Annotated in this window: 17 protein-coding genes and 2 tRNA genes; 7 read left to right on the top strand and 12 right to left on the bottom strand. The window is 61.4% G+C overall.

Annotation, left to right across the window (positions count from 1 at the left end; genetic code table 11):
• Window positions 1-80: 80 nt before the first annotated feature.
• From IE053_RS12335 to IE053_RS12305, 7 genes are all read right to left on the bottom strand, one after another.
• The gene (locus IE053_RS12335; protein WP_189576413.1) at window positions 81-527 is read right to left on the bottom strand and encodes a DUF1800 family protein; all 447 of its coding nucleotides are present in this window, start codon (window positions 525-527) and stop codon (window positions 81-83) included.
• 181 nt (window positions 528-708) lie between these two features.
• Window positions 709-1,704 (bottom strand): tyrosine-type recombinase/integrase, encoded by a 996-nt coding sequence (locus IE053_RS12330; RefSeq protein WP_189576411.1) that lies wholly within the window; start codon window positions 1,702-1,704, stop codon window positions 709-711.
• Window positions 1,694-2,050 carry a MarR family winged helix-turn-helix transcriptional regulator gene (locus IE053_RS12325; RefSeq protein ID WP_189576409.1) on the bottom strand — a complete coding sequence of 119 codons (357 nt, stop codon included), beginning with the start codon at window positions 2,048-2,050 and terminating at the stop codon, window positions 1,694-1,696. The genes IE053_RS12330 and IE053_RS12325 overlap by 11 nt, the downstream gene beginning before the upstream one ends.
• Before the next feature lie 39 nt (window positions 2,051-2,089).
• Complete coding sequence (locus IE053_RS12320; RefSeq protein WP_189576407.1) at window positions 2,090-2,380, bottom strand: FAD-dependent thymidylate synthase; 291 nt, start codon at window positions 2,378-2,380, stop codon at window positions 2,090-2,092.
• 15 nt (window positions 2,381-2,395) lie between these two features.
• Window positions 2,396-2,794, bottom strand: coding sequence for a hypothetical protein (locus tag IE053_RS12315; protein WP_189576399.1), 399 nt, complete (start codon window positions 2,792-2,794; stop codon window positions 2,396-2,398).
• A gap of 1,512 nt (window positions 2,795-4,306) precedes the next feature.
• The gene (terL, locus tag IE053_RS12310; protein ID WP_189576397.1) at window positions 4,307-6,001 is read right to left on the bottom strand and encodes a phage terminase large subunit; all 1,695 of its coding nucleotides are present in this window, start codon (window positions 5,999-6,001) and stop codon (window positions 4,307-4,309) included.
• Window positions 6,002-6,303: 302 nt separating this feature from the next.
• The gene (locus IE053_RS12305; RefSeq protein ID WP_189576395.1) at window positions 6,304-7,218 is read right to left on the bottom strand and encodes a DUF1501 domain-containing protein; all 915 of its coding nucleotides are present in this window, start codon (window positions 7,216-7,218) and stop codon (window positions 6,304-6,306) included.
• Window positions 7,219-7,914: 696 nt separating this feature from the next.
• On the opposite strand from IE053_RS12305, the gene IE053_RS12300 reads away from it, so the two are divergent.
• The 5 genes from IE053_RS12300 to IE053_RS12280 all read left to right on the top strand — a co-directional run bounded on the left by IE053_RS12300 (window position 7,915) and on the right by IE053_RS12280 (window position 14,337).
• A complete protein-coding gene (locus tag IE053_RS12300; protein WP_189576393.1) occupies window positions 7,915-9,429 on the top strand; it encodes an efflux transporter outer membrane subunit in 1,515 nt (504 codons plus the stop codon).
• On the top strand, window positions 9,426-10,691 hold the full coding sequence (locus IE053_RS12295; protein WP_189576391.1) for an efflux RND transporter periplasmic adaptor subunit: 1,266 nt from the start codon (window positions 9,426-9,428) through the stop codon (window positions 10,689-10,691). Before IE053_RS12300 ends, IE053_RS12295 begins: the two co-directional genes overlap by 4 nt.
• A 5-nt stretch (window positions 10,692-10,696) precedes the next feature.
• On the top strand, window positions 10,697-13,843 hold the full coding sequence (locus tag IE053_RS12290; RefSeq protein WP_229786242.1) for an efflux RND transporter permease subunit: 3,147 nt from the start codon (window positions 10,697-10,699) through the stop codon (window positions 13,841-13,843).
• 205 nt (window positions 13,844-14,048) lie between these two features.
• Window positions 14,049-14,123: transfer RNA gene (locus tag IE053_RS12285), tRNA-Asn, on the top strand.
• 138 nt (window positions 14,124-14,261) lie between these two features.
• A tRNA-Thr gene (locus IE053_RS12280) sits at window positions 14,262-14,337 on the top strand.
• A 319-nt stretch (window positions 14,338-14,656) separates the two neighbouring features.
• Here the strand turns inward: IE053_RS12280 and IE053_RS12275 are convergent.
• Complete coding sequence (locus IE053_RS12275) at window positions 14,657-15,265, bottom strand: hypothetical protein (RefSeq protein WP_189576387.1); 609 nt, start codon at window positions 15,263-15,265, stop codon at window positions 14,657-14,659.
• A gap of 61 nt (window positions 15,266-15,326) precedes the next feature.
• On the bottom strand, window positions 15,327-16,478 hold the full coding sequence (locus IE053_RS12270) for a sigma-70 family RNA polymerase sigma factor (protein WP_189576385.1): 1,152 nt from the start codon (window positions 16,476-16,478) through the stop codon (window positions 15,327-15,329).
• 531 nt (window positions 16,479-17,009) lie between these two features.
• Here IE053_RS12270 and IE053_RS12265 point away from each other — a divergent pair.
• Window positions 17,010-17,903 (top strand): ROK family protein, encoded by an 894-nt coding sequence (locus IE053_RS12265; RefSeq protein ID WP_189576383.1) that lies wholly within the window; start codon window positions 17,010-17,012, stop codon window positions 17,901-17,903.
• Window positions 17,904-17,911: 8 nt separating this feature from the next.
• Here IE053_RS12265 and IE053_RS12260 read toward each other — a convergent pair whose 3' ends face one another.
• From IE053_RS12260 to IE053_RS12250, 3 genes are all read right to left on the bottom strand, one after another.
• Window positions 17,912-19,189 carry a capsular biosynthesis protein gene (locus IE053_RS12260; RefSeq protein WP_189576382.1) on the bottom strand — a complete coding sequence of 426 codons (1,278 nt, stop codon included), beginning with the start codon at window positions 19,187-19,189 and terminating at the stop codon, window positions 17,912-17,914.
• Window positions 19,190-19,380: 191 nt separating this feature from the next.
• Window positions 19,381-21,768, bottom strand: coding sequence for a glycosyltransferase (locus IE053_RS12255; RefSeq protein ID WP_189576381.1), 2,388 nt, complete (start codon window positions 21,766-21,768; stop codon window positions 19,381-19,383).
• On the bottom strand, window positions 21,765-23,207 hold the full coding sequence (locus tag IE053_RS12250; RefSeq protein WP_189576379.1) for a hypothetical protein: 1,443 nt from the start codon (window positions 23,205-23,207) through the stop codon (window positions 21,765-21,767). Before IE053_RS12250 ends, IE053_RS12255 begins: the two co-directional genes overlap by 4 nt.
• Before the next feature lie 124 nt (window positions 23,208-23,331).
• Here IE053_RS12250 and IE053_RS12245 point away from each other — a divergent pair, with 124 nt between their 5' ends.
• Window positions 23,332-24,540, top strand: coding sequence for a glycosyltransferase family 4 protein (locus IE053_RS12245; RefSeq protein WP_189576377.1), 1,209 nt, complete (start codon window positions 23,332-23,334; stop codon window positions 24,538-24,540).
• Window positions 24,541-24,551: the final 11 nt, after the last annotated feature.

Here is a 24,551-nt window from a genome sequence, read left to right as displayed (position 1 = left end):
TACGAAATGATCACTGAACACATGTGATCAAGGATTGTGATCACTGTGATCACGGAATGTTCGCTACGCTGAGGGAGAACTCAGGGCGAGCTTGAGGATCGCGTTGAAGCGGCCTCGGACGGCTTTCTTCTCGGCTTGATGGGCGGCTGCTCCGGCGTGGGTCTTGGAGTACCCAGAGCGGCTCTTGAGGCCCCTCGAAGGAGCGTCTCTCGTGACTTACTGGTGGACCCGTCGGAGCTCGGACCAGTCGTCGGAAAGGTCGATGATAGTGGCTTCCATGTCAGTCCTTTGAACACGGCTGAGAGTTTGGTGAGGTCGTAGGAGTAGGTGTCTGTCGGTCTGAGGCCGCTACCGATCTCGTCGATACCGATGGTGAATAGCTGCATGACTTCGCGGGCGTAGTTCTCACACGCGACGTCGGCGTTCACGAGGAAATCCCGTCCAGGGAGATCAGGATCGCGGACAGGTTCCAGCACATGAACGCTAAGATCACCCAGGTAGTCCTCGATGACGTACTTCGTGACCATTACCCGAAGAACCACACGAAGGGCAGTGCCACGAGGTACAGCACGAGGGCGATGCAGAAGAGCGCTGCGGCAATCGGAGCGATCATCATCAGGCCCTCACCGAGCATCGCTATGGCGACTCGAATGTATTCCCATATCCACTTAATATCCTGCTTAATTTCATTTTCCGTGTAATGACTTACTACCCTAGCGCAGCGGCACAGGAATCGAGATGGTCCGGCGCGAGGTGCATGTAGTTCTCCGTGGTGTTGAGCGAGGTGTGCCCCATCCAGTGCATGATCCTGAGACTGTCGACACCAGCGATGGCCAGCCATGACGCACAGGTATGCCTACAGATGTACGGTGTAAAGTCGGGATCGTCAGCTTTCCCAATGGCTTCCCGCATGGTGTTCCAGTGAACACCGAACTTGTGGTAGTAGACAGGGAAGGGCTTCGGATGCCCCTTCGACTTGATCCAGGCGAGTGCCTCGACGGCGGACTGGGAGAGCGGGATGACCCTGCTCCCTGTCTTACCCTTCCTGAGGTGGATCGAGCCGCCCTTGATGTCGGACCACTGAAGATCGTCCAGCTCTGAGTGCCCCGGACGAAGCCCGGTGTGGCACAGGAAGGTGACGAGGTGCGCATACAGCTCGTCGTCGTTGAGTTTGAACCAAGCGATCACCCGGAGATACTCGGTGTCCTTATCGAGGTACGACACCCTGCCCTTTTCCTCCTTCTGTCGAGGGATGATCGGGACGTCCTGGATGATCTCTTGGTTGAGAGCATGGCGCAGGATCTTTGAGATGATACTCAGCTTACGGTTGATCGTCTTGTTCGAGTTGCCCTTCTCGCGGCACTCTTTGACGAGCGTCGTGAGCTTAGCATGTCGAATGTCCTTGAGCAGGACGTCCTTCTCGAAGTGGGAAAGAGCCTGCTTCATCGTGTTCGCGGTCGCGTCCCTCGACTTGCTGTCGCCCCAGAGAAACTCGAAGTTTTCCTCAGCGAAGCCGTGCAGGGTATGCTCCCCGCCTGACTTCATCTGCTCGGGCAGCGGTGGGAGAGGTCCGCCAGTCTTCCGAGCGTCACGCGCTGCGGTTTCCCATGCGACAGCTTCGGCCTCGGTGTCGAAGGTCGGACGGTGGTAGTCGCCCTTCCAACGCACTGCGGCCTGCCACTTCTTACCCCGTTTAGTCGCCATAGTTCAGGTCATCGACGAGCCCGCGTAAGAACGCTCGTCCCTCCGCAGTTAGCGAGATGATCCGTAGACGTTGGTCGTCCGGGTCTCGTTCTTGGCGCAAGAACCCGAAGCCCTTCTGGCCTCGATAGTCCTTGTCGAAGAAACGGCTCACGGTCCTCGACGACACAGCCGACGAGGTGCCGAGGAACTTCTGTACCTGAGCCTGAGAGCACCCCTCGTTGTTCGCGACGTAGAGAAACGCCTGGAGCTGGAAGAGGGTGATGTTGTGGTCAAGCTCGTAGATACGGGTTGTCGCTCTAAGCAGCGTCCGTTTGTCGGCTGTCCGCCGAGTTACGTTGTCGTTCATGTTCGATGTCTCCCTGAGACTGCGCGTATGCAGCCCCTTCTATGGTCGTTGCACCCTCGTCATAGACCGACTCCAACAGGCGGGGTACCTCAGAGTCGTAAGGCCGACCTGATGTTTCGCCAGTTGTCGGGCGACGAAGATCGGTGCCTTGACGTGGAGCGAGATCGAGGTGTGGCCGAAGGGTGTCCAGTGGTTGTTCCGTGCAAGGAACTTGATGAGACGAGTGTCCTTCTCGGAGTCGAACTCGTCGTGGACCTTGGCGAACGAGACCCGAGCGGCATTTACGACGCTCAGGTCCGTCCCCATGTGGTCGATCAGTGTGACCTTCATGACGTGATAGTCAGCTTACGCCGCGATAGCCGGGAGTTCAGCGCCGCGTGAACCGTCCGAGTTGACCTCGTAGGTGACGATCTCGACGACCTTGTCGTAGCAGCCTCCGGCATCTTCTCGGGCTTGATCGAGGCTCTGTGGGTAATCGGAGACCAGCTCGCCGTCCGAGGAGTCCATCGCGGCGTACCGACGCGGAGCGGTCTCACCGACGATCTCGTAGTAGTCCATTGACGACGCCCCGGTCTCCGCGTTGTGGAAGTTCCAGGCACCTGCGCGGCGCTCTTCGCGGACGATGATCCCGTTACCGTGCGACGGGAGCACTTCCTCAGGGAGCATCGAGGCGTTGTATGTAGCGTGGGCCTTGGCGTTCGCGAGGGATCTCTCCGTGAACACATAGCCGTTTTTCGGGTCCATCCGACCGAACATACGCGGCTCGGGGAGGCTGACGAGGCGTCTTGCAACTTCACTCGGGGTGAGGGTCGTGTGCGTCTTGGTGTCTTTGAACTGGACGTGATAGTAGTCACCAGTCGAGTCCGAGACTTCCGACAGGTAGGCGGCGAGTGCAGGACGAGATTTCTGTTCGCCGTAATCAAAAGAGGATCATGGTGGTCGCCTTGTCTCACGCCTTGTGGCGTCGCGGGGTGATGCCCCGATCAGGTCGACCGATCCATTCTCATTAGCCGGACCATCTGAAAAGACGCATCCTGACTAATCCAAGTTGTCAAAGAGCCACTACCCTGAGGTAGCGAGAAGAGCGACATGCGGCTAAGCCAGCGTCTATCCCCTTCCGTGACCGTCTGACTGCTCCGCTGTGTTTGCGTCGTTGCCGTCCGGTGAAACTGATATGTCGGATCGCTGATCTGATTGCAACACCTTTTTTCGAGGGGAGCCAACTTTTTTGTAGAAACCCAGTGTTTTTGCGGTGTCTAGACCCGAAAAAACTTTGGAGGTCTCTCCCTTGGCGTACCCGTTGTACACCCGGTGTCTTTATATAGCTCTATAGGTCATATCGAATAACGATAACTCGGTGCGGTCTCGGTGCCTGCCCGGTGTGGTCTCGGTGTGGTCTCGGTGTGGTCTCGGTGCTGTCCTGGTGCTGTCTCGGTGCTGTCTCGGTGTGGTCTCGGTGTGGTCTCTGTACCATATGTTGTGTGTTCTTAGGGTATAACTCGGGGTGAGGCACAATATGTAGTAGCTATGGACGAAACATCGGACTAATCCGATATTGATAAACGATAAATGTCAGGTTTACCTTACACCTGCAAAAAAAGCCGCTACCTTATCGAATAACGATAAAGCAACGGCTCTAGTGTGGTGTGTTCGGATATTCAATCCGATGAAAACCCAGTGTTCACAAGGGGTCTAGCCCGGTGTGTGATCAAACGATGTGACCACGGTGTATCTCCGGGAGGATCGAGGGGGCCAGGGGGGAAACCCCGCGACTCCATATCATAATTCCCCTCAGGGATATTCGGCCAATTTCAGTGACCCCACGCAAGGATCACTCCGTGCCCACCCTATGTTTCCCCCTGGGAGAGGCAGGGGGTGGTCAGCACGGGGATCACTCGGGGAGAACACGGGGTGTGGCCCTATGTCTTGCGCTCCCTGGGTGGGGGGCTGGTGGTGGCAGGCACCTTGCGCTCACACGGAGCACACCTTGCGCTCACTGGGAGCACACCTTGCGCTCACTGGGAGTGGCACCCTTCGATTCCACACGGTGATATACACGGTGTTAACACGGTGTTAACATGATGATATACACGGTGTTGTACTAAGAGTAGGGGGACTACCATTGTCCCCCCTACCCTCCTGCACTGCTTCAGTGTCGATACTGTGTCGACATGTTCATCGAGAACACAGTGTTATGCACTGAGTATAGTCCCCCTTTCCTGCTTCGCTGTGGGGACAAATACGTGTCGACAGTGATCAGCGTCGATTTCTTGAGCGTTTCCAATGCTTTCCTCGGGATTTACCCTTGAGTTGTCCGACATGCCTCATCAGCTTGTCGATCTCGGCGTCCCGACGTTTCTGCTGCTCCCGGACGACCTCCTGTTCGACGTTCCGGTCCATCCGGTCGACGAAGTAGGCGATAGCCAGGGCGAGCGCATCGAGGCGGTCATCGTGCTTCAGAGCGCCCTTCTCGTAGCAAATCCGGGTCATCTGGTGGATGAGCGTCTTCGACACCCGGCGCTCCGGTTCGTACTTCTGGACGGATTGCCAGTCATCCTCGATCACCTGAGGATCGACCACGAGCCTATGCCGAGCCATCACAGGTTCGATCACGTCGATGATCCTGCGTTCCTTCTGGGTCTGGCTGTACGGGGTCTCTTCGATGTCCACAGAGTATGTTCCCTGAGCGACACCTTTGAGAAGCTCCGTGAACATCCCTGCACCGAAATTAGGCTCGATGATGATCTTCTGGACCTTCTCCTTCATCGCGATCTGGATGAGCTTAGTGAGGGTCTCGGTGTCGTAGCCACCCTGGAAACCACCGCATTTCCGAACATGGATGAACCCGGAGAGCATCCCGATGACGGCATAGCCTGTCTCGTCGGCACCACGACCGGAGGGGTCGATAGCCATGATCTTCTCTTCGTATGGCTTCTGCTCGGAGCTGGCCCCTGCGAAGTGGAACATCCGGTCGCCAGCCATAGCCAACTCGGGGAGGCCCTTGACGATGAACTTGGGGTCCGGGAGCCAGTTGACGTTGATCGGAGCCTTGTCGATCTGGGTATCCATGATAACGAGGTCTTTGACCTTCAGCGGGAACCGCTCTTCGTCGGTCAGGCGCGTACTGAGCATGAACTGGAGCGCGAAGCCCGCCTTGCCGTAGTCCGCTTCCCTGATCCTCAGGTCTTCGCTGTCGAACCGCACAGGGTCCACAGGAGAGCCCTCTGGGAGCGTCTTCATCATCTCGACGATGATGGGAGCCAAGTCCCCGTTATACGCCTCAGCGGTCTTCTCTGAGGGAATACGGGCAGGCCAAATCCGTGTGGTAAACACCTCGCGGGACAGGTTGTTGTAGATCGAGTCTTCCGTCTGTGGAGTCCCGAGGTAGATGATCCGGGTCGTCGGCAGCGGCTTGATGATGGCCGAGAACTCTTTGATGCGCTCTTGGAGCTTCTCGCGCATGTCTGCCGTCGCGGAGTTCCCAGGAACCTCGACGTCGTCGGCAATGATGATGTCCGCACGCGAACCGGTGATCTGCCCGGTGATACCCGCCGACTTCACCGAGGGTGACTGGTCAGGAGTCGCAGGGCCGACGTCGAACTCGATCTTCGACTGGCGCTGGTCGTGCCGGGGGCGGAGGTGCCGCAGGATCGGGACGTCGTTGATGAGTTGCATCAAGAACGTCGAGAAGCTGTCTGCCCTCGCCTTGTTCGCTGAGACGATCAGAATCTTGAGCTGCGGGTCTTTCCAGAGAAGCCATAGGACGAACGCAGCGGTCAGGAACGACTTGCCGACACCACGGAACGCTTGGATCGCGATGTTACGCGGGCCGTTCTGTAGGAAGTGGCAGATGTCGTACTGAATGTCCGTAGGCTTTGGGAGGTTCAGCCTCTTCCAGATGACGTAGGCGAAGACCCTGAAATCACCCTTCAGACGATCTTCCGTCGACATACTCGTAGAATCCCTGAGATTGCCCGTGGAGGGGCCTTCAGAGACCAATTCGACTGTACCTACCTGCTCATCCTGAGCGCTCTCTGTGACGCTCTCAGGGGCCTTTATGACGGCCTTCTCCAGGCGTCTGGCTTTGCGTTCCTCGACGCGACACGTCTTGCATTTCCGGCGTCTCGGCTCGAAGTCATCCTGAGACTTCTCCAGGCCGCACGCCGTGCATTTCTTGGTGTTCTTCATGGGTCCACAAAAAATGCCCCCCAGGGCAAACCTGGAGGGCTTCACTACGCTAGCGTAGGGTTGAGTTAAAGGGCGAGCGCCGAGAGGCCCATCGCGCTGAGCTTGGGTAGAACCACGTCGACCTGCCCCGAGTTCAGTCCGAGCCATCCAAGGACGAACGCAGCGTACTGCACCGTCTCGATGGTCGGGACGATCCGCATACGGTCGCCATAGATGTACGGGTCATTGGGGTCGGGATCGGGAGGGGTGCCCACGATCTTACCGCCAGTGATACCGCCGCCAAAGACCATCGCCATACCGCCCCAGCCGTGGTCCGAGCCATCGCCGTTGACGTTCAGAGTACGACCGAAGTCTGACATGGTGAAGGTCAGGGTGTTGTCATGGACCTGCATACCACGAAGGTCACGGATGAAGGCTGCGATGTTATCGTTCAGGCCTTGTAGGAGGCCCGGAAGGATGTTTGGCTCGTTGCCGTGCGTGTCGTAGCCCTTCTGGGTGACACAGTAGATACGCTGGTCGGTGTCGTCGATAGGCTGACGAGCGATGATCTCAGCGATCTTCTGGAGGCTCTGGCCGAGAGGGTCTCCGGTGTACCCGGCGTCGAGCGTATGGGGAGTGCCATCGGCCTTCAGCATCGGGAGAGACATCGACGTGTTGAACTGCGCGATGATCGACAGCGAAGCGTTCTTCAGGTCGTACAGGTCTTTCACCGCGTCGGGCACGTCGACAGGCGCAGTGGCGTTCTTGAGGTCGTTGTAGCCCGTACCGCCAGAGTGCGTCGAACCGCCCACGAACGGCGCCACGGCTTGACCTCGATAGGACATCGAGAAGGCACCAAGGATCGTACCGTTGGGCCAGTTGCCGGGGTGATTCACGCCGAACGACCTGAGAGCCGTCGAACCGAGAAGCTGTTCAAGACCGTGACCGCCCCAACCAGGAGAACCCGGCGAACGGTTGAAGGTCTGGTTGTACGACTGCATCGAGTTGTGCGCGCCGAACAGAGCGAAGACCTGCTTCGTACCAGCCTCGAACTCGGCAGAGGCTGCATCACAGCCGATAGGACCAGCTTGGCTTGGGCGGTGTTCTCAGCCTCGCCTCGGGACGCGGCCATAGCGGCCTGCCGCTTCACCCGGGCTATCGAGAGGTCGCGGGATTCCTCTTCGATGGCGATCTGAGTTCGGAGTAGTTCGTCGTAACGATCCATGAATTTCCTTGGTGGTGGTGGTTGGCGGCTACGCTGTGGGGAGTATTCGCTACGCTAGGGGAATGAACACAGCAACGGAGAAATTCCCGATCACATTCTATGACCAGTCCGTAGCGTAATCCGAAGATAATCCGTGATCACACTAGGTTCTCTCTGCGTTATTCACTGCGCCAGCGTAGCGGATTGACGAAAAAAGGGGGCCGAAAATACCGGATTGCAAATCCGTGTACCCCGGTTCGATTCCGGGTGGCGCCTCCAGCTTTCTTCTCCCGACGCGACGTCTCCTGCGGCGATCTCTGCGTGGTCCTGCAGTGCATAAACGCTGGCACCACACCCTCAGGTTGCGCCACCCTGCCCGGTCACGGGCCAGAATGGCAATCTGAGAAAAAAAATCACCTCTCCTTCTTGAAATGGATTCCACATTTTCAATGTTTATCGATAAAGAGAGGCAGGGGAAAAAAGGAGTCCACCCATGAAGAGGGGTGCGTGGCTACGGCAGAGCGCCGTCGCCCTAGTCTTGGTCGCAGGTTGCGCGACACCGGGTCCGAAGCAGGCACTGGAACCGATCGAGGCAGAACTCGACGGTTGGGCGTCCGTGACGGCGGCTGAACCGGCTGCGCCAGTAACGGCCAACTGGCTCGATGACCTTCAGGATCCACAGGTCTCCAGGATCGTCGAACGCGCGGTGACCGAGAACTATGATATCCAGGCGGCCGGCATGCGGGTCCTCGCTGCGCGCAACCAGGCGCGGGTGACGCGTGCCGGGATGCTCCCCTCGCTGAGTGCGGGACTCAATGGCTCGCGCTCCGGTGGCCCGGTGGTCTTCAACGGCCAGCAATTCGCTGACCAGTTCCAGACCAACTTCGATCTCGGGGTGTCCGTCGACTGGGAGCTTGATGTCTGGGGCCGGCTGACCGACCGCACGCGGGCGGCCTATCTCGATGCGTCGGCGCAGGAGCTCGACTATGCCGCGGCTCGGCTGTCCCTCGCGGGCAATGCGGCGCGGAGCTATTACGACGTCACAACGGCGACCCTGCAGCGGCAACTGGCCGAGCGCGATGTCGAGACCGGCGAAGTCAACCTCCGGATCATCGAGCGGCGCTACGAGCGCGGGATTTCCACGAGCCTCGACCTGCGCCTTGCCCGATCGAGCCTCGCCACCTCGCGTGCGACGCTGAAATCACGCCAGCAGGCTGAACTGGAAGCCAAGCGCCGTCTCGAAGTGCTGCTTGGCCAGTATCCCTCTGCCACGGTTGCAAGCGCTGCGGACCTCCCCGACCCGAACGCCATCGCCGCCAGCGCCGGAGCGCTCGGCCTTGGCACGCCGGAGGAACTTCTGGCCCGCAGACCCGATATCGTCGCGGCCGAACGTCGTCTCAAGGCTTCGGGGCTCAGGGTATCCGAAGCGCGCAAGGCGTTCCTGCCATCCCTGTCCCTCAGGGCTTCGGCGACGGAAAACGCCCTCCCCGCCCAAGGATCAACGGTTGCGGAGTTCGAGGACCTGTTCGACTTCGACCTCCTCTCCAAGCGCCTCGTCGGCAACCTCACCCAGCCCATCTTCCAGGGCGGCCGGCTGATCGCCAATGAGCGCGCGGCCAAGGCCAACGCCCGTGCCGCTCTTTATGACTATGCCACCACGGCGCTGACCGCGTGGCGCGAGGTCGAGGACGCCATCGCGGCCGAAGACCTGCTGACCGCGCGCCAGGAAGCGCTCGAGCTGGCCTTCGAGGAGGCCAAGGCTGCCGAAGACCTGACCGAACGTCGCTACCTTGCCGGCACCACCAACATCTTCGACCTGATCAACGCGCAGCAGCGCCGGATCGCGGCCGAAGGACAACTCATCGACGCCAAGCGCGCGAGGCTGTCCAACAGGATCGACCTCTATCTCGCGCTGGGCGCGCCCTATCTACTGGAAAGCGAGCGACAGCTCGCCGTGGCTGAGGACACCGTGCGCAGCGGGGCCCAAAGCCAGGGAGACGTCTTATGATCCGGAAACTGGTTGTTCTTGGCGGGGCTGCAGGCCTCGCTCTGTTCTTCGTCGGTGGAATCGCGATCCTGGGCGCCATGCGCCCGGAGGTCGAAACCCAGATTCCGGAGCCGGTGGCCCCGATCGCCTTTGTGCAGGAGGTGACCTATGGGCCGCTCAATCTCTCGGTGAAGTCCCAAGGCGAGGTACAGCCACGCCGCGAGATCCAGCTTTCCGCGCAGATCGCAGGCCGGATCGAGGACGTGAGCGAGAGCTTCGCCAATGGCGGTGTCTTCGAAAAGGGCGAGACGCTCGTCACGATCGAAGATGCCGATTACCGTCTCGCGGTGACCCGGGCGCAGGCCCAGGTCGCTCAGGCGGAGCAACGCCTCGCCGTCGAGGAGGCAGAGGCCGCCCTCGCCGCCCGCGACTATGAAGAACTCTCCGGCGAGAGCCTGTCGGATGATCCGTCCCTTCTGGCCTTGCGCAAACCGCAGCTCGCCGCCGCCCGTGCAGAACTTGCTTCGGCGAAAGCCAACCTTGCCGATGCGCGCCTCGCGCTCCAGCGGACCCGCATCCGCGCGCCGTTCGACGGGCGTGTGCGCTCGGTGAACGCCGATGTTGGACAGTATGTCACACCGGGACAGGCCCTGGGCCAGATCTTCGCGACTGACATTGCGCAGGTACGCCTCCCACTCACGGACGCGGATCTTGCCAAGCTCGACCTGCCCTTCGCGTTCGAAGCCGGAGATGGCGAAGGGCCGCGAGTGCGTCTCTACGCCGACGTGGCAGGCCAGACCCGCGAGTGGTTCGGTCATGTCGCCCGTGTCGATGCGGCCATCGACAGCTCGACCCGCCAGATCGCGGCGATCGTCGAAGTCGAAGATCCCTATGGCGCCGGTGCGGATGACGGTTTCCCGCTGGCTTTCGGACTTTTCGTCAATGCCGAAATCTACGGCACCGAAGTCCCGAGGGCGACGGTCATCCCGATCCTCGCGCTGCAGGAAGATGGCACCGTTTTCGTCGTTGACGACGAAGACCGGCTGGTCGTGAAGACCCCCCGCGTCGTTGCGCAGGCCGGTGAAGGCTTCGTGGTCACTGAAGGTCTCGACGAAGGCGACCTTCTCGTCGTCAGCCCCGTCACCGTGAACGTCGGCGATGCGATCCGTCCGCTCTACGAGAACGGCGAAAGCGCTTCGCGCAAGCCGCCCGAGCCTGAGGCCGACGAAGAAGCCAGCGCGGCGCCCGCGGCTGCGACCGGCCAGACTGGAGCCAATCTGTGAACGGAATGATCAGCTGGTGGGCCCGGAACGGGGTCGCCGCCAACCTGCTGATGATCTTCATCTTGATCATCGGCACCTTGTCCTTCTTCACCCTAAGCCGAGAGGCCCAGCCCTCGATACAGCCCGAATCCGTCAGCATCAGCGTCGCTTGGCCGGGCGCCTCGCCCACCGATGTCGAGGAACAGATCATCCTCCGCATCGAGGAGGAACTGGCCAATCTCGACAACATCAAGGAGCTGAGCGCGACGGCCCGTGAAGGCAGCGCCTCGCTCACCGTCGAGATGAAGGAAGGCGGCGACATGGACGCCTTCCTCAACGAGGTCAAAGCGCGGGTCGACGGTGTCTCGAACCTTCCCCAGGACAGCTTTCCGCCAGTCGTGCGCCGGACGAATTTCGGCAACAACATGGCGTGGATCATGCTCGCCGGTGATGTCAGCGACAAGGAGCTGAACCGCATTGCACGGACGATCCGGAACGAGCTTGCCTCGATCCCCGGCGGCACCCCGTTGGTCGAGGTGCAGGGCCTGAGGAGCGAAGAAGTCTCGATCGAGGTCTCCGAAGAGCAGATGCGCCGTTACGGCCTGACCTTCGATGAGGTCGCGCGCGCCGTGCGCGGAGCGTCGTTGAACCTGTCGATGGGCGAAATCCGCACCGATAGCGGCAATATTCCGCTCGCCTCGCGCAACCTCGCCGACACCGAGCAGGAGTTCGGCGACATCATCGTGCGCCAGAACCTCGACGGCTCGGTCGTCCGCGTGCGCGATATTGCCAATGTGGTCGATGGCTTCCCGGATGCCGATTTCAAGTTCCGCATCGATGGGCAACGGGGCATGATCATCGAGCTGAACCAGCCGGAAAATGCCAACATCAAGACGATCATGCGTGCAGTGCGCAGCTATATCGATCGCAAGAATGCGGAGTTGCCTGAAGACGTTCGTCTCGAGCTGCTGTTCACGCTCGAAGAATTCTACGACGGCCGTATGCGGATCGTGAGCGAGAACGCAGTCCAGGGCCTCATCCTCGTCTTGATCATCCTCATGCTGTTCCTGCGTCCCGTCGTGGCCTTCTGGGTCGCTGTTGGCATCGCGATCAGCTTCGTCGGCACATTCATCTTCATGCCCATGGTCGGGGTCAGCCTGAACATGCTCTCGCTGTTCGGTCTCCTTCTCGTGATCGGCATCGTGGTCGATGACGCGCTCGTCGTGGGCGAAAGCATCACGAGGCAGGTGGAATTGGGCCGAACGGGAGTCGATGCCGCCATCATGGGCACACAGATTGTCATCAAGCCCGTGGTCTTCGCGGTGCTGACGACGATGCTCGCTTTCGCGCCGTTCCTGTTCATTGGCGGGATGTTCAAGGCCTTCCTCGCCGCGATCGCATGGACGGTCATCCTTGCGCTGACCTTCTCCTTGATCGAGAGCTTCCTTATCCTTCCTGCCCACCTCGCCCATCTCGGGCCGCCATCGGACAAGGGGATCCTGCGCTTCCAGCGCCGCTTTGCCGATGGCCTGCTTTGGTTCGCCGACCGCTTCTACAGGCCGCTGGTCCAGCTGGCGATCCATGCGCGTGCGATCACCATCGTCCTGTTCCTCGGCTGCTTCGCGACATCCGTTGCCCTTGTAGCGCAGGGCTGGATTCCGTTGAAGTTCAGCCCACAGATCGAGAATGATTTCCTGCAGATGAACATCACCATGCAGGAAGGAACCTCGTGGACGCGGACCCAGCAGGTCTACGACCAGATCATCGCTGCCAACGAAGAGCTCGACCGCGTCCTCGAAGAACGGACAGGCAAGGACGTTCTCAAGAGCACCCAGCTCTACGGATATCCGGGTGGCCTCAATGGCTTCAACGTCTTCGCGACGGCCGATGAGCGGGGCATGAGCATGGCGGAGATTTCCGACATCTACCGGGACCTCATCGGCCCCATCCCCGATGCTCAGGAAATCTCGCTCGAGAGTGATTTCGGCGGCGGTGCCAATCGCTTCATGCTGGCGATCGAGACCAATGATCTCGACCAGGCGGCGGCGGCGGCCGACGAGATCAAGGAGTATCTCCGCTCGGTGCCGATCCTCTACGATGTCCGCGACAACCTTCAGGCTCCGCTCGACGAGCTGCGCCTGAAGCTCCGTCCGGGTGCAGAACGCTTCGGCGTCAGCGTCCAGGATGTCTCGCGCCAGCTCCGTCAGGCCTATTACGGCGAGGAGGTCCAGCGCCTCCCCCGCGATGGCCAGGACGTGCGCGTGATGGTCCGCTACCCCAAGGAGACGCGGGAAAGTCTCGAAGGTCTTTACAACGACTTCCGGATCCGGACCCCCGACGGTCGCGAAATCCCGGTGAGCTCCGTCGTCGAGTTCGAGACCGGTCCCGCGGTTCGTTTCATCCGGCGCACCGACCGCAAGCGCTCGGTGATGATCTTCGCGCGGATCCGCGAAGGCGCCGATGCCGGTCCCCTGCGCCAGGAATTCTACGGCGAAATCGTGCCGCGTATCCTGTCGAAATACCCTGCCGTGGACATTGTCCGCCGCGGCGGCGACGAGGAACAGGCCGAGTTTTTCAGCGGCTTCCTCGTGACCATGGCTGCGGCCCTCTTCGGGATGTACATGCTGCTGGCGATCGCCTTCGGCAGCTACTGGCAGCCCCTGCTCATCATGTCGGCGATCCCGTTCGGCTATATGGGCGCGATCTTCGGGCACGCGATCTTCGGGATCGAGTTCTCGATCTTCTCCTTCTTCGGCATTGCAGCCGCCGCAGGGGTGGTCGTGAACGACAACCTGGTGCTGGTCGATTACGTGAACCGCCTCCGGGCGCAGGGAGCCGGAGCCTTCGCAGCTCTCGTCGAGGCAGGCACGGTGCGGTTCCGCCCGATCCTGCTAACCTCGGTCACCACGTTCATCGGCCTGCTGCCCATCCTCTTGGAGCGGAGCCTTGATGCCGAGTTCCTGAAACCCGTGGTCGTCAGCCTCGCCTTCGGCGTGGCCTTCGCCCTCTTTGTGACGCTGTTCTTCGTCCCCGCGATGTACGCGGTCGGTGCAGACATCGCCCGGTTCTTCCGCGGGATCTGGACGGGCAAGCGCCAGCCGAAGCTCGGCGAAGGCGACTCGACCAAAGGCATCCCCGACATCAAGGGCGCTCCGGGCCACCCTGCCGAATGACAGGAAAGTATATCTTTACCCGACGTTAACCTTACAGGTTCATTAGGAAAGGGTCTTCTTCTCCCAGGAAGACATACCCACCATACCCCCAAGGGACGGCTCTGCTTCTGCAGGGCCGTTTCTGGTTTCAGGGTCAAAAAAACCCCGGAATAGGCAAAGTTTGGGGTTTTCAGGGCCGAGTCGTTTCGCTATTCGCAGCCCTCATTCCGGTGTAGCTCAGTGGTAGAGCAAGCGACTGTTAATCGCTGGGTCGGGGGTTCGAATCCCTCCACCGGAGCCATCTGTTCTTCCCCTTTTCAATGTGCGGTCACTTGTCGCACCACCGTTGCGCGCAATCCGTTAACAGGATCCCCGCTCGCGTCGCGCCGGAGAAAGAGCGATTGATTTCCGCCGCGCCCTGCGCCACCAGAGAGGCACAGCCCCTATAGCTCAGCTGGTAGAGCAACTGATTTGTAATCAGTAGGTCGTTCGTTCGAGTCGGACTGGGGGCACCATTCTTTCCATGACTTAGGCGTTGATGTTTCTGATGGCTGAAGCCTGTTCCACTGCCCCGCTATCTTGAGATCCTCGGGTCTGATGGAGGGCTGCACCGATTTACTTGGTAAACGTCCGGCCACGGCCACTTTCTACGCCACCGGCCGTCGGCAGTACGGCTGTGTGCGGACTTGTAGTTCCAGCGTGGTGGATGCCCCTCCTTGGGGTGCCCGCACCCTTCGCCCTATCGGAGCTGTACGGATGGATGCGGAGTGGCATCCAAACGTGAAGGGCCGGTGACCGCTGCTGGGCGACGGCACTCCGGACACCACCAGTCGATCATCCGCCGGGTTTCTCTCCCAGGTCGTCCAGCGCTTCCATCCGGCGCGAGTTCCGGCGGATCGCGTCCAGCATGTCGCCTTCGCCGTCGATGCCAATTTCCTGCAGGATATCGGTCCGCATGGCGGCGGTCAGATCGGCAAGGGCTTGCATCACCGACTCGCCCTCGACATTGGTCATGTCACCATCCTTGAGGCCTTCAAGGAGGCGGTCGAGCACAGCGCAGAACTGGCGCACCGCAGCGCCGCTGCCGACGATGGCCAGTTTGTGGTTCAGCACCCGCAGCTCATCGATCAGGCGGGGGTCGTGGTTCGCCGTCTCGACGATCTCGGCCACCTTCTCGATGCAGGCCATATAGGTGTCGGCCTTCTGCTGCAGGACGATCACGCGGCCCTCCTTGCGCAGCTCCAGCTCCGTCTGCCGGTTCAAGAGAACCGCTGTCAGGTAGATCGTCGCGACGGCGCCGAGGAAGACGAGGACCATCTCCTGCGCAAACGGCAACGGCTCGCCCGCGAAATACATGGCACGGAACAATCCGTAGCCAGCCACGGCCAGAACGGTTGCCACAACAAGATAGGCGACGTCGCGGCGGGTGAAACTGCGCTTCATCGGAAAGCTTTCAAGATGTCTGGCGAATGTCCGGGGCGCGAAGCACGCGCCCCGGACAGCTTCAGTCGGCGTTGGTCGATACTGGTGCTTCAATGCCAAGCGCACGCGCCAGCCGGAGACGCATCGCCTGATGAACGACAATCCGCCGGGTGTTGCGCAGGTGGTCGGCCACCCGCCCGTCGGAGAGAGCCTCGCTATCGACCTGGTCATCCAGGAGCTTGGCACGGAGGACCGTCAGGGCACGGTCGATCATCTCGCCGAGTTCTTTCTCGGTCACACCCAGCATTGAGGCCACCCGGTCGCGAGGCATGTCCTCAATGAAGGAAAGGACAAGGGCGTGACGCCACCGCTGCGGAAGCTGCGACAAGGCGCGATGGACGGCCAGCGCCTCCTCGCGTTCTTCCAGCTCCGCCTCGGGAGAATGCGCCTGCGGATAGGGCACGACGTCCTCCAGCCGCGGAGCGTCATCAGGCTGGTAGAACTCGTAGAATTCCTCGTCCGCTGTGGTGGGGTCGGTGGCAGGTTCGGGCACCTCGTCTTCGAGCGAAAGGGCATCGGCGGGCAGGGTCCGGGCCACGCGGCGGGCTTCGGCCTCCAAGGTCTCGACGGTCAGCTTCAGGAGCCATTCGTCCACGGAGAATTCCGTTGGCCGCTCTTCGAAACGCTTGGCACCTTCTGCGAGAATAGCATCGATAGCGTCCTCGACACTCAGCGCGCCGGCAGGGATCGATCCTGAAGCCTCGAGGTAGCGCAGCTCGCGCCAGGCGTACGTCCAGACCCGGTCGAGATGTTGCTCGATCAAGTCAAAAAACAGCTGGCGGCGTTCCTGGGCCTGCACGTCGGCAGGCGGCTGGCGAAGCGCTTCCATGCGCTGGCGCCGACGGGTCTGCTGCCAGTGATACTCGCGGCGGACCTTCTCCATGTGACGGCGCGCCTGACGTTCGAGCTCTTTAGCAGCCTCGTTCAGCGCCAGGTCCAATTCCGCGGCCTCCTCATCGGCGAACAGGGTGCCCGATGGCAGCGAGAGGCGCAGCGACGCCCGGTACAGGTTCTTGTTTCCCCGCCGTTCCAAATGGGCTTCCATCCGCACGAGATCGGCCGGTACGCGCGCCAGTTCGCGCGATGAAAGTCCATCCACGAGGGAAGCGAGCTTGCGCTCGGCACGATCCCGTTCGGCCGAAGCAAGATTTTCGAATGCGAACTTCGTTTTCATCGTCTAGCGCTCCTTACGCCGGGTGTAATAATTCCTCTTGCGACCAGTGAGGCCGGACAGCAGACGCTCCCGGCCAGCAAGGCAGGCGGTCTGCTAGCCCCGCCCGTTCTCGGGCTCTAGGCTCCGCGCCCCACCCACGAATCAAACTTATCGTGAGGAGTGGCTTCTCGGGCTCCTGCCCCTGCTGATCCGGGGGGTCGGCCCCGCCCACGGCTTCTGATCTGGCTCTTGTTCCGCGTTCGTCAACGGTCGTGATCATCAGCCGTTTCTCGGATCCGTGACTTGCCCGAACTGACCCGTTCCGCCGGTGCCTATTCCTAGGGCTGGCATCAGCAGGCTTGACGGAGACGGGGAAAGAATCAGCTTCCCAGTCTCTCCTCCGCTATGGGTATCATCGCGGAAGCACCGGACGGCGCGGGGGGTCAGGGCGGAGGGATCACAGCGTCGAGCGTTTTGCAGGGCCATCCAGCCGGGCGTGCCGATTGTCGTTCTGGGCGGCGTTGTGCTAGGAATTTCCTAGGGAAATCCAAGATGACCACGATCACCAGGGACGTCCTCGCCGGCATCGACGCAGGCGGCACCACTTTCAAGATCGGGATCGCAGAGCCCGGCGGGCCGCTGCTCGCCCATACCCGCATCCCGACTACGACCCCCGACGAGACAGTGAAGCGTTCGATCGAAGCCATCCGGGGGTTGGCGGCTCAGGTCGGCGGCTCTGTCACGGCGGTGGGCGTGGCCGCCTTCGGACCGGTGGACGTGGATCCTGCATCAGGCAACTACGGGACCATCCTCTCGACCCCGAAGGCCGGCTGGTCGAACTTTCCGCTGAGGCAGAAACTGTCAACAGCGCTCGGCGTACCGATCCGCCTCGACAGCGACGTGAACGCGGCGCTCGAAGCCGAAATGCTCCGGGGCGCCGCGGTCGGCACGAGTTCAGCGGCCTATGTCACCGTGGGAACGGGTATCGGCGGAGGGATCTGCGCCAAGGATCGCTTTGCAGGCCGTCCCAAGCATCCCGAGCTCGGCCATATCAGGGTCAAACGGCACCCGGAGGACACGGACTTCGCCGGCACCTGCCCGTTCCATGGAGACTGCCTCGAAGGCATGGCTTCGGCACCTGCGATCAAGGCGCGCTTCGGTGAGCCCAAGGATATTCCGGGATCGGACGAGCGCTGGGACATTCCGGCATTCTACCTTGCCCAGCTGACCAATGCGCTGGTCCTGCTGTTCAGGCTCGAAAGGATCATTCTCGGAGGCGGCGTGATGGCTGCGGAGGGCCTTCTCGACCGTATCCGGGACCGGCACGCGGAACTGATGACCGGCTATGTCGAGGACCAACCTGCAGATCAGCTCATCGTGCTTCCAAGCCTGGGGCGTGACGCAGGGCTTTATGGTGCCCTGACCGTGGCAGAACGCTCTGCGTAAGGAACGGTTCAGCCCGTTGCGGCGCGGCGCTGTTCGTCGAGAGGAAGAGATGCGGGGATCGCAGCAGGGGCCTCAGCCTCCTTGTTCTCGATCGCAGCCTCATAGATCAGGCCACCGATGATCCCGGCAATCGCCATGCGCATGCCGTGGTCCGTCGAAAAGTCGCCGTTGATCTGGGTCTTGATGAGGAGGTAGCCGATGAAGCGGCGAACGAGGTCGGCGTCCGGCTTTTGCGGCTTGGTCCAGAACCCGTCCAGCGGCCCCTGATGGGTCAGCCCCTCTCCGTCATAGAGCGCGCGGCCGAGGCAAATGGTCGGGCAGCCCATCTCCACCGACGTCAGGCCAGCGGTCGAGTTGATGGTGATGGCACCCTCCGCACGCGGAAGGATCTGGCCGAGCACGCCGCCATCGACATAGACCACGCGGTCCTCGACACGGTGTTTCTTCGCCGCGATCTCGATGCACTTGCGGTGATCGTCGAGGTCGTGGTCGAGCGGGTGCGCCTTGAACATCAGCTTGGCATTGGCGGGCGCGTGCTGGGCAAAGCTTTCGATGACCGCATCGCAGAAATCGCCGAGCTTGCCGAAGCGGGAATGGTTGTAGATCTGGCTGTCGCCCGGACGCTGCAGCAGCGCAACGTAGAACGGGGCATCACCCTGCATGAGCGATTGCAGACGTTCGAGGCTCTTCTTCCGGCCACCGAAACGGTTGCGCAGGTAGCGGCGGATATGACCGACGCATTGCAGCCAGGGCGCATAGGTGAAGGCGTTCGAGTAGTTCGGAAACTGCAGCCAATGGAAGTAGAGCGCGAGGTTCGCGACACTGGTGCGGATCACATAGGCGCGGGTGTGCTTGCCCGTCGGCGTGGCAATCTTCCTGCGCGAAGCGAAGAGCGCGGGGAACGTCTTGATGTTCTCGAATTCGGAGAACAGAGACGAGTTGGCATTCACGCCGCCGCGCTCGAACGTGATCCAGTGCGGGCGGAGATAGCCCTGCTCGGTGACATAAATCCTCACACCAAGTGATCGCGCCACGTCCACCGCGATGCGGTGATAAAGCTGGCAGTCCGAGTGCATGATGACATCGGTAATGCCGCGCTCCTCGATCAGCTCGGCGAGCCATTCGCCCCATTTCTCGACCTTGTCGCGGAAACGGACAGCGGGGAACGAGCGCGACCAGCCCCATTCGTCGGCACCGTTGTGAATGACCTTGGTGACATCGGCGTGATACGCCGTCAGCTCCCGAGCGAGGCGCAGGTAGAATGGCCCGAACGGCCCTTGCAGCAACAGGAAGTGGCGTCCCCGAAGAGAACTTCCGTCACTCGGTGCTCGCATATCTTGCACGTCCCGATCGTGCCCGACGCGTGTCTGCCCCATAGCCCAGTTTTCCCCAATTGGGTGTTAGCTAGCGGTGCCCCCCGGTCATTAGCAATATGCGTCAGAGATTAATTCATCAGAAAATTCGGTATACCATGCGACTAGCTCACGGTCGCGGCGAAAATTTCTGCCAGCCTCCGGCGCGATCGCTCACCGATGGCTTCGATACTGAAATCATCTTCCATGGTCTGCTGCGCCGCCTTTCCCAGGCGCTGGCGGTGGGCCGGATCGGCCGCTGCGCGCTGCAGGCACTCGGCAGCCTGCGTGATATCCGGCTCAGCCCAGCTCTGCCCCTCGGCGAAGGGATAGTCTCCCGGCGCGAGCGGGCGGAGGTCATAGCGCAGCGGCATGCTGTTCGCTTCGGTCATGAAATCCGCATTGCCCGACCAGCCCGTCGCAATCGCGAGTTTCCCGCGGGCCATCGCCTGGGCGATGTTGAGACCGAAGCCTTCCGCCCGGTGCGGTGAGAGGAGGACGTCGATCCCCTCTTGGAAATCGGCCATGTCCTGTCCTGTGAAAACCTGATGCCGGACGATGACGTTCGGCATGGTCGCCGCTTCGGCAAAGACCTGCCGCGCGAGGTCACTGTCGAGGGGGCCGTGACTCTTGAGAACGAGGACGGCGTTGGCTGCCTCAGGGTCCGGGAAGGCCCTGCGGAAGGCTTCGATAGCCCCGGCAGGGTTCTTCCGCTTGATGAAGGAACGGGTGTCGAAGATCGTCGCGATGACGAGGGTTTCGGGGTCCTCGACCCCAAGTGCCTGCCTGCCCGCTTCCCGATTGCCGGGGGTCACGACGACGGGGTGCGGGATGAGTTGGACGGGCTTGTCGGTCCGCTCCCGGACGGCATCGGCGACAAACTGGCTGGGCACCCAGATCTCGTGCAGGTTGTCCGCTGCGCTGACCCAATTGGCCGGGAACGTCCTCAGCTCCCACGCCCAGTATCCGATGCGGTAGCAGCCATCTTTTTCCTTGGCCGGCAGCGCCTCCAGCGTACCGAGGGTCCGGTCAGCGTTGACGTGGAGGTAGAGGATGCGCGCATCGCCGCGATCATCGGCATCCTCGCCTTCGAGATTGACGAATCCCTCTGCGCGGATGGTGCGCCTGAGGACCGGAATGCCGGCGGCACGCAAGGCTGCCTCCTTGTTCCGGGCCGCTTCGCCAAGGCCGCTCTCGGTCTTGAGATAGCCGACCATCCTGACCGCCTCGGGCAGGGAGCCATCGACCGGGAGCGATGGGGTTTTGACAGGTTGCTCCACCGGCGCCCCCTCCCCTCGCTGGGCATCGACCGCACCGGGAACGAGTTCCGTCGGGAAGCCGTGCTGGGCGACGGCGCTTTGAGCAAACCATTCCGCATAGCGCTTACGGCCATCCTCCCGCGTCAGCGCGAACGCTGCCCGCAGGTCCGCCCGCATACGCCAGACTTCGTGCATCAGCCGGGTAATGCGGGCGCCGCTCTGGTCTTTCAGCTCTTCGGAGGGATGATTGTAGAGGACAGGATTGAAGGTGAAGATCGTGTCGAGATCCGCGTGCAGGGGTTCCGGCCAGACCCGGCGGTAGACCCTGCGCATGGCATCGACAATCCTCGTGCCGTCCGTATGCGTGCCATAGGCATAGGGCACTTTGCGCCAGGCGTCCTCGTCATGGCTCGCCAGCGCTGCCTTGTAGATCTCCAGAAGCTCGCGAGCATCCCCCGCCCCTTCGGCGGAGAAACGGTTCTGGTGGCGCGAGAAGACTTCAGGATCGTTGCGCTCGACACCGCTGAAATGGAAGAAGACAAGCGGATCGTCGCCTGCCTTCCATCCGTCCTCGGATTTGATGATCTCCCGCTCGTGCAGGTTCCAGTAGGCTGCGTTGTAACCCTTGTGGCGCAGGATCTCGGTCTGCTCCACGAAGGCCGGGGCCATGTCCATGAACTTCTGGTCGACGAAGAGGCCGCCGGGCAGGTTCGAGATGCAGCGCGTGCGCATGTGTGACGCCCACCAGTCGAGGAGCCCCCGCGTCTCGTAGGAATCCGCCATGGCCGCGAAACCGAGATTGTACGAACCCGTCTGCATGATCCGCCGGTCGTCAGGATCATAACCGTCATCGAGCGGCGCAAGAGCGTGAGGCGTCAGAATCAGCTCGGCACCCTGATCGAAAAACTGGCCGAGCTCTGCCAGCGGCTTCGTGACATAGATGTCCGGGTCCAGATAGACTGCCCGCGAGCCGGGCGTGCGGTCGAACAGATGCTGGAAGCAGAACGGCTTGATGGCCGTGTTGAACTCCATGATGTCGTAGCGGAACGCCATGTCCGCAAACGTATCGATGCCGAGATCCATCGCCTCGACAACCTCGAAGGGAAGCGAGGACGCGTCGAGATCATCAGGGATGACATCAGCGAGGAAGAGAATGAACTCCGCATCCGGATCCGCCTGCGTCAGGGAGGCGTGGAGCGTCCGCGCATAGGGCATGTAATTCGCGGAACAGATCGAGAAATAGACTGTCGTCATGAACCGATACGCTTGACGAGGTGGGGAAGGACCTTGCGGTTGATCCGGACGGCGGCCCTGCGGACAGGCTTGGGATACATGAACTTGAACCACTTGCCCCGCTCAAGGGCCTGGAGCGCGAAGACGGCCATCCGGCTTCGGAAGGTCTTGCGCTGGCGGTTCAGCTCCCAGGCTTCCTTTGGGATGAAGGCGGGCGGGATGTTCCACTCCCTGAAGCCGGTTTCCGCGAACCATAGCGCATAGGCCTTTGCCTCTTCCGGGTCGCGAATGTTGAAAGCGACCTGCAAATACGGCTTGCGCATCCACAGGTCTGCCATGACTGGCGAGATCAGCCGCTGGTTCCTGTGGTTGATACCTGTAGCACCCTGATTGAAGGGGCCTTTCTCAAGATCGAACACATCATCGAAGCTTACCCGCATGGGCGGGATCGCCTTGGCATAGACCTGGCGCGCAAGTGGCGGTATGGCTTCTCCGGTCGTGAACGATCCGTAGGCATAGCTCTTTTCGATGCCTGCCTCGGCCATCTCCTCGCGGGCACGCTTCAGCTCTGCGCGGTAGTTGTCGAACAGGGCTTTTCCATCCCCGAGGTCGTCCACGCTCACGCGGTCCTGATGCACACTGATGATGTCTTCTTTTTCTGGACGAACGCCGGAGAAGTGCATGAAGACCAGCGGCTGGCCGTTGACCGCGAAGCTTCCATCGCCTTCGCGGGTCAACGCGCGGTTGGCTAGGTTCCAGTACGCGACGTTATAGCCCCTATGGCGGAGAATCTTCGTACGCGGCAGGTAGGACGGCATGAGGTCGACATATTTCTGGTCGACGAAGATCCCTGCATCAAGATCGACCCGGCAGTCCGACAGCATCTTCCGTGCCCACCATCGGGTGAAGCTGACGCCCTCTTCCGTGTTTGCGATCCCGGCAAAACCGAGATTGTAGATCCCGGTGCGCATAATCTTCAGCTCGGTCGGATTGTGGACCATGTCGAGCGGTTCGCAGATATGCGGGGTGATCACGCCTTGCGCGCCAGCTTCAAACGCCGCATCCACTTCCGTCAGGGGGCGGAAGAGCTCGATGTCGGGATCGAGGTAGACGGCCGTTCTTGCTTCTTGCGCAAAGAAATGGAGGAAAGCGGCAGGCTTCAGCGCCGTGTTGAACTCGACGATGTCGTAGCGCATCGCCATGTCGTAATAGGTCGGAAGCCCGAGTGCCCTGCCCGGAATGACTTCCGCACCGACATACTCCGCGATCCTTCCGAGGTCTTCGGCTTCATCGGAGAGAATGACCCGGACCGGGGCATCGGGCATCTGTTCGCGCACGGAGCGAACTAGGATCCGGGCCTGCGGCAGGTAGTTCTTCGAGCAGATCGTGAAGAGCACCCGCTCGCCACGCAACGCTGCTCCAGCAGGATGCGGAGCCTCGGTGGTCAGGATGTCGTGCATGGGCATGGTTCGGCGCAGTGTTCCAGGTTACCGCGTCTGGCACAGGTCGCGAATGAAGTGAACTCCTTGGCATTGCGCGGTTTCGTTGGCGTTTCGGTGCGGAATGCGGCAGGGAACCCTGCCTATGAGCAAGGCGCCGATCCTCGTCCTCGATGTGTCCCGTTTCGTCTCCCGTCTCGAGCGCACGGCGCCGACCGGGATCGACCGGGTCGAGCTGGAGGCCGTGGAAGCGGCACTGACTTTGGGCGACGAAGCCCGGTTCATGGCGACGCGGGGCCGGCGTTCGTGGTTCATCGCCCGCGAACAGATCCGTGATGCGGCGACAGCGCTGAAAGCGCGGTGGGCTGCCGGCACCGAAGAGGGACGCGCCGCGGCCGGCAGGCTTTATCAATTCCTCGGCTCAGGCGCCCCCGCAGCGGCCTTCGAAGGGACGGCCCGACCTCCCGCGCCGAGGGTCGACGGCCCGCGAAGCGCGTCGGCCATCCTCCAGAGCCGCCGCGCCGAAGCCGAGCTCTCGAAGCCGGAACAGCCCGTCACCTACCGTAACGTCTCGCACCACCATCTCGACAAGGATGGCTTCCTGTCCGGGCTGAAAGAGAGATGGGCAGCGCGGATCGAGATCTACTGGCATGATGCCATCCCCATTCTCTGGCCGGAATATTCAAAGGAGGGCGACGCCGAGAAGCACCTGCGCAGGCTCAAGGGCATGCTGGGGAGCGCAGACCTGATCGAAGTGAATTCCTGCGCGACGCGCGATGAGCTGGCGGGCCTCGCCCAAAGGTTCGGCCTGCCATTGCCGGAGACGGTGGTCTCGCCGCTCCGTTCTCACCTCCCCGAACCGGGAACGGTGGAACCAGCGAAGGCTTCGCGGCCCTATTTCGTCACCGTGGGCACCATTGAGCCGCGCAAGAACCACCGGCTGTTGCTGGAGGTCTGGCGAGAGCTGGCCCGTTCTCTCGGCGAGCGGACCCCAGCCCTTGTCATTGCCGGTCGCCGCGGTTGGATGAACAGCGATACTTTTGCCCTTCTCGACCGCTGCCCGCTTCTCTCAGGCCATGTGCACGAGGCCCCTGACCTGCCCGACGCAGCACTGGCGAGCGTAATAGCAGGAGCCGAAGCGCTCCTGATGCCATCCTTCGCTGAAGGGTTCGGCCTTCCGGTTGTCGAGGCCCAGGCCCTCGGCACCCATGTGATCGCTTCGGACCTTCCGGTTTTCAGGGAAGTGGCCACGGCAGAATTCGATGCCGTCTCGCCGCTGGCGGGCGATGTCTGGCTGCAGCGCATCCGGTCCGTTCACGAGAAAGCAACTGCAGCACGGCAAGACAGGAGCTAGACGGGACTGGT

The organism is Parvularcula lutaonensis (genome assembly GCF_014651915.1).
Classification (GTDB): domain Bacteria; phylum Pseudomonadota; class Alphaproteobacteria; order Caulobacterales; family Parvularculaceae; genus Parvularcula; species Parvularcula lutaonensis.
This window is presented reverse-complemented; position numbering and strand designations above follow the sequence as displayed.

Excerpts from the sequence above, each read along its gene's own strand:
- IE053_RS12295 (WP_189576391.1), top strand. The coding sequence starts at position 9,426 with ATGATCCGGAAACTGGTTGTTCTTGGCGGGGCTGCAGGCCTCGCTCTG.
- terL (WP_189576397.1), bottom strand. The coding sequence starts at position 6,001 with ATGTCGACGGAAGATCGTCTGAAGGGTGATTTCAGGGTCTTCGCCTAC.
- IE053_RS12255 (WP_189576381.1), bottom strand. The coding sequence starts at position 21,768 with ATGACGACAGTCTATTTCTCGATCTGTTCCGCGAATTACATGCCCTAT.
- IE053_RS12335 (WP_189576413.1), bottom strand. The coding sequence starts at position 527 with ATGGTCACGAAGTACGTCATCGAGGACTACCTGGGTGATCTTAGCGTT.
- IE053_RS12270 (WP_189576385.1), bottom strand. The coding sequence starts at position 16,478 with ATGAAAACGAAGTTCGCATTCGAAAATCTTGCTTCGGCCGAACGGGAT.
- IE053_RS12250 (WP_189576379.1), bottom strand. The coding sequence starts at position 23,207 with ATGCACGACATCCTGACCACCGAGGCTCCGCATCCTGCTGGAGCAGCG.
- IE053_RS12305 (WP_189576395.1), bottom strand. The coding sequence starts at position 7,218 with ATGCAGTCGTACAACCAGACCTTCAACCGTTCGCCGGGTTCTCCTGGT.
- IE053_RS12245 (WP_189576377.1), top strand. The coding sequence starts at position 23,332 with ATGAGCAAGGCGCCGATCCTCGTCCTCGATGTGTCCCGTTTCGTCTCC.
- IE053_RS12320 (WP_189576407.1), bottom strand. The coding sequence starts at position 2,380 with ATGAAGGTCACACTGATCGACCACATGGGGACGGACCTGAGCGTCGTA.
- IE053_RS12300 (WP_189576393.1), top strand. The coding sequence starts at position 7,915 with ATGAAGAGGGGTGCGTGGCTACGGCAGAGCGCCGTCGCCCTAGTCTTG.
- IE053_RS12275 (WP_189576387.1), bottom strand. The coding sequence starts at position 15,265 with ATGAAGCGCAGTTTCACCCGCCGCGACGTCGCCTATCTTGTTGTGGCA.
- IE053_RS12290 (WP_229786242.1), top strand. The coding sequence starts at position 10,697 with ATGATCAGCTGGTGGGCCCGGAACGGGGTCGCCGCCAACCTGCTGATG.
- IE053_RS12330 (WP_189576411.1), bottom strand. The coding sequence starts at position 1,704 with ATGGCGACTAAACGGGGTAAGAAGTGGCAGGCCGCAGTGCGTTGGAAG.
- IE053_RS12265 (WP_189576383.1), top strand. The coding sequence starts at position 17,010 with ATGACCACGATCACCAGGGACGTCCTCGCCGGCATCGACGCAGGCGGC.
- IE053_RS12315 (WP_189576399.1), bottom strand. The coding sequence starts at position 2,794 with ATGGACCCGAAAAACGGCTATGTGTTCACGGAGAGATCCCTCGCGAAC.
- IE053_RS12325 (WP_189576409.1), bottom strand. The coding sequence starts at position 2,050 with ATGAACGACAACGTAACTCGGCGGACAGCCGACAAACGGACGCTGCTT.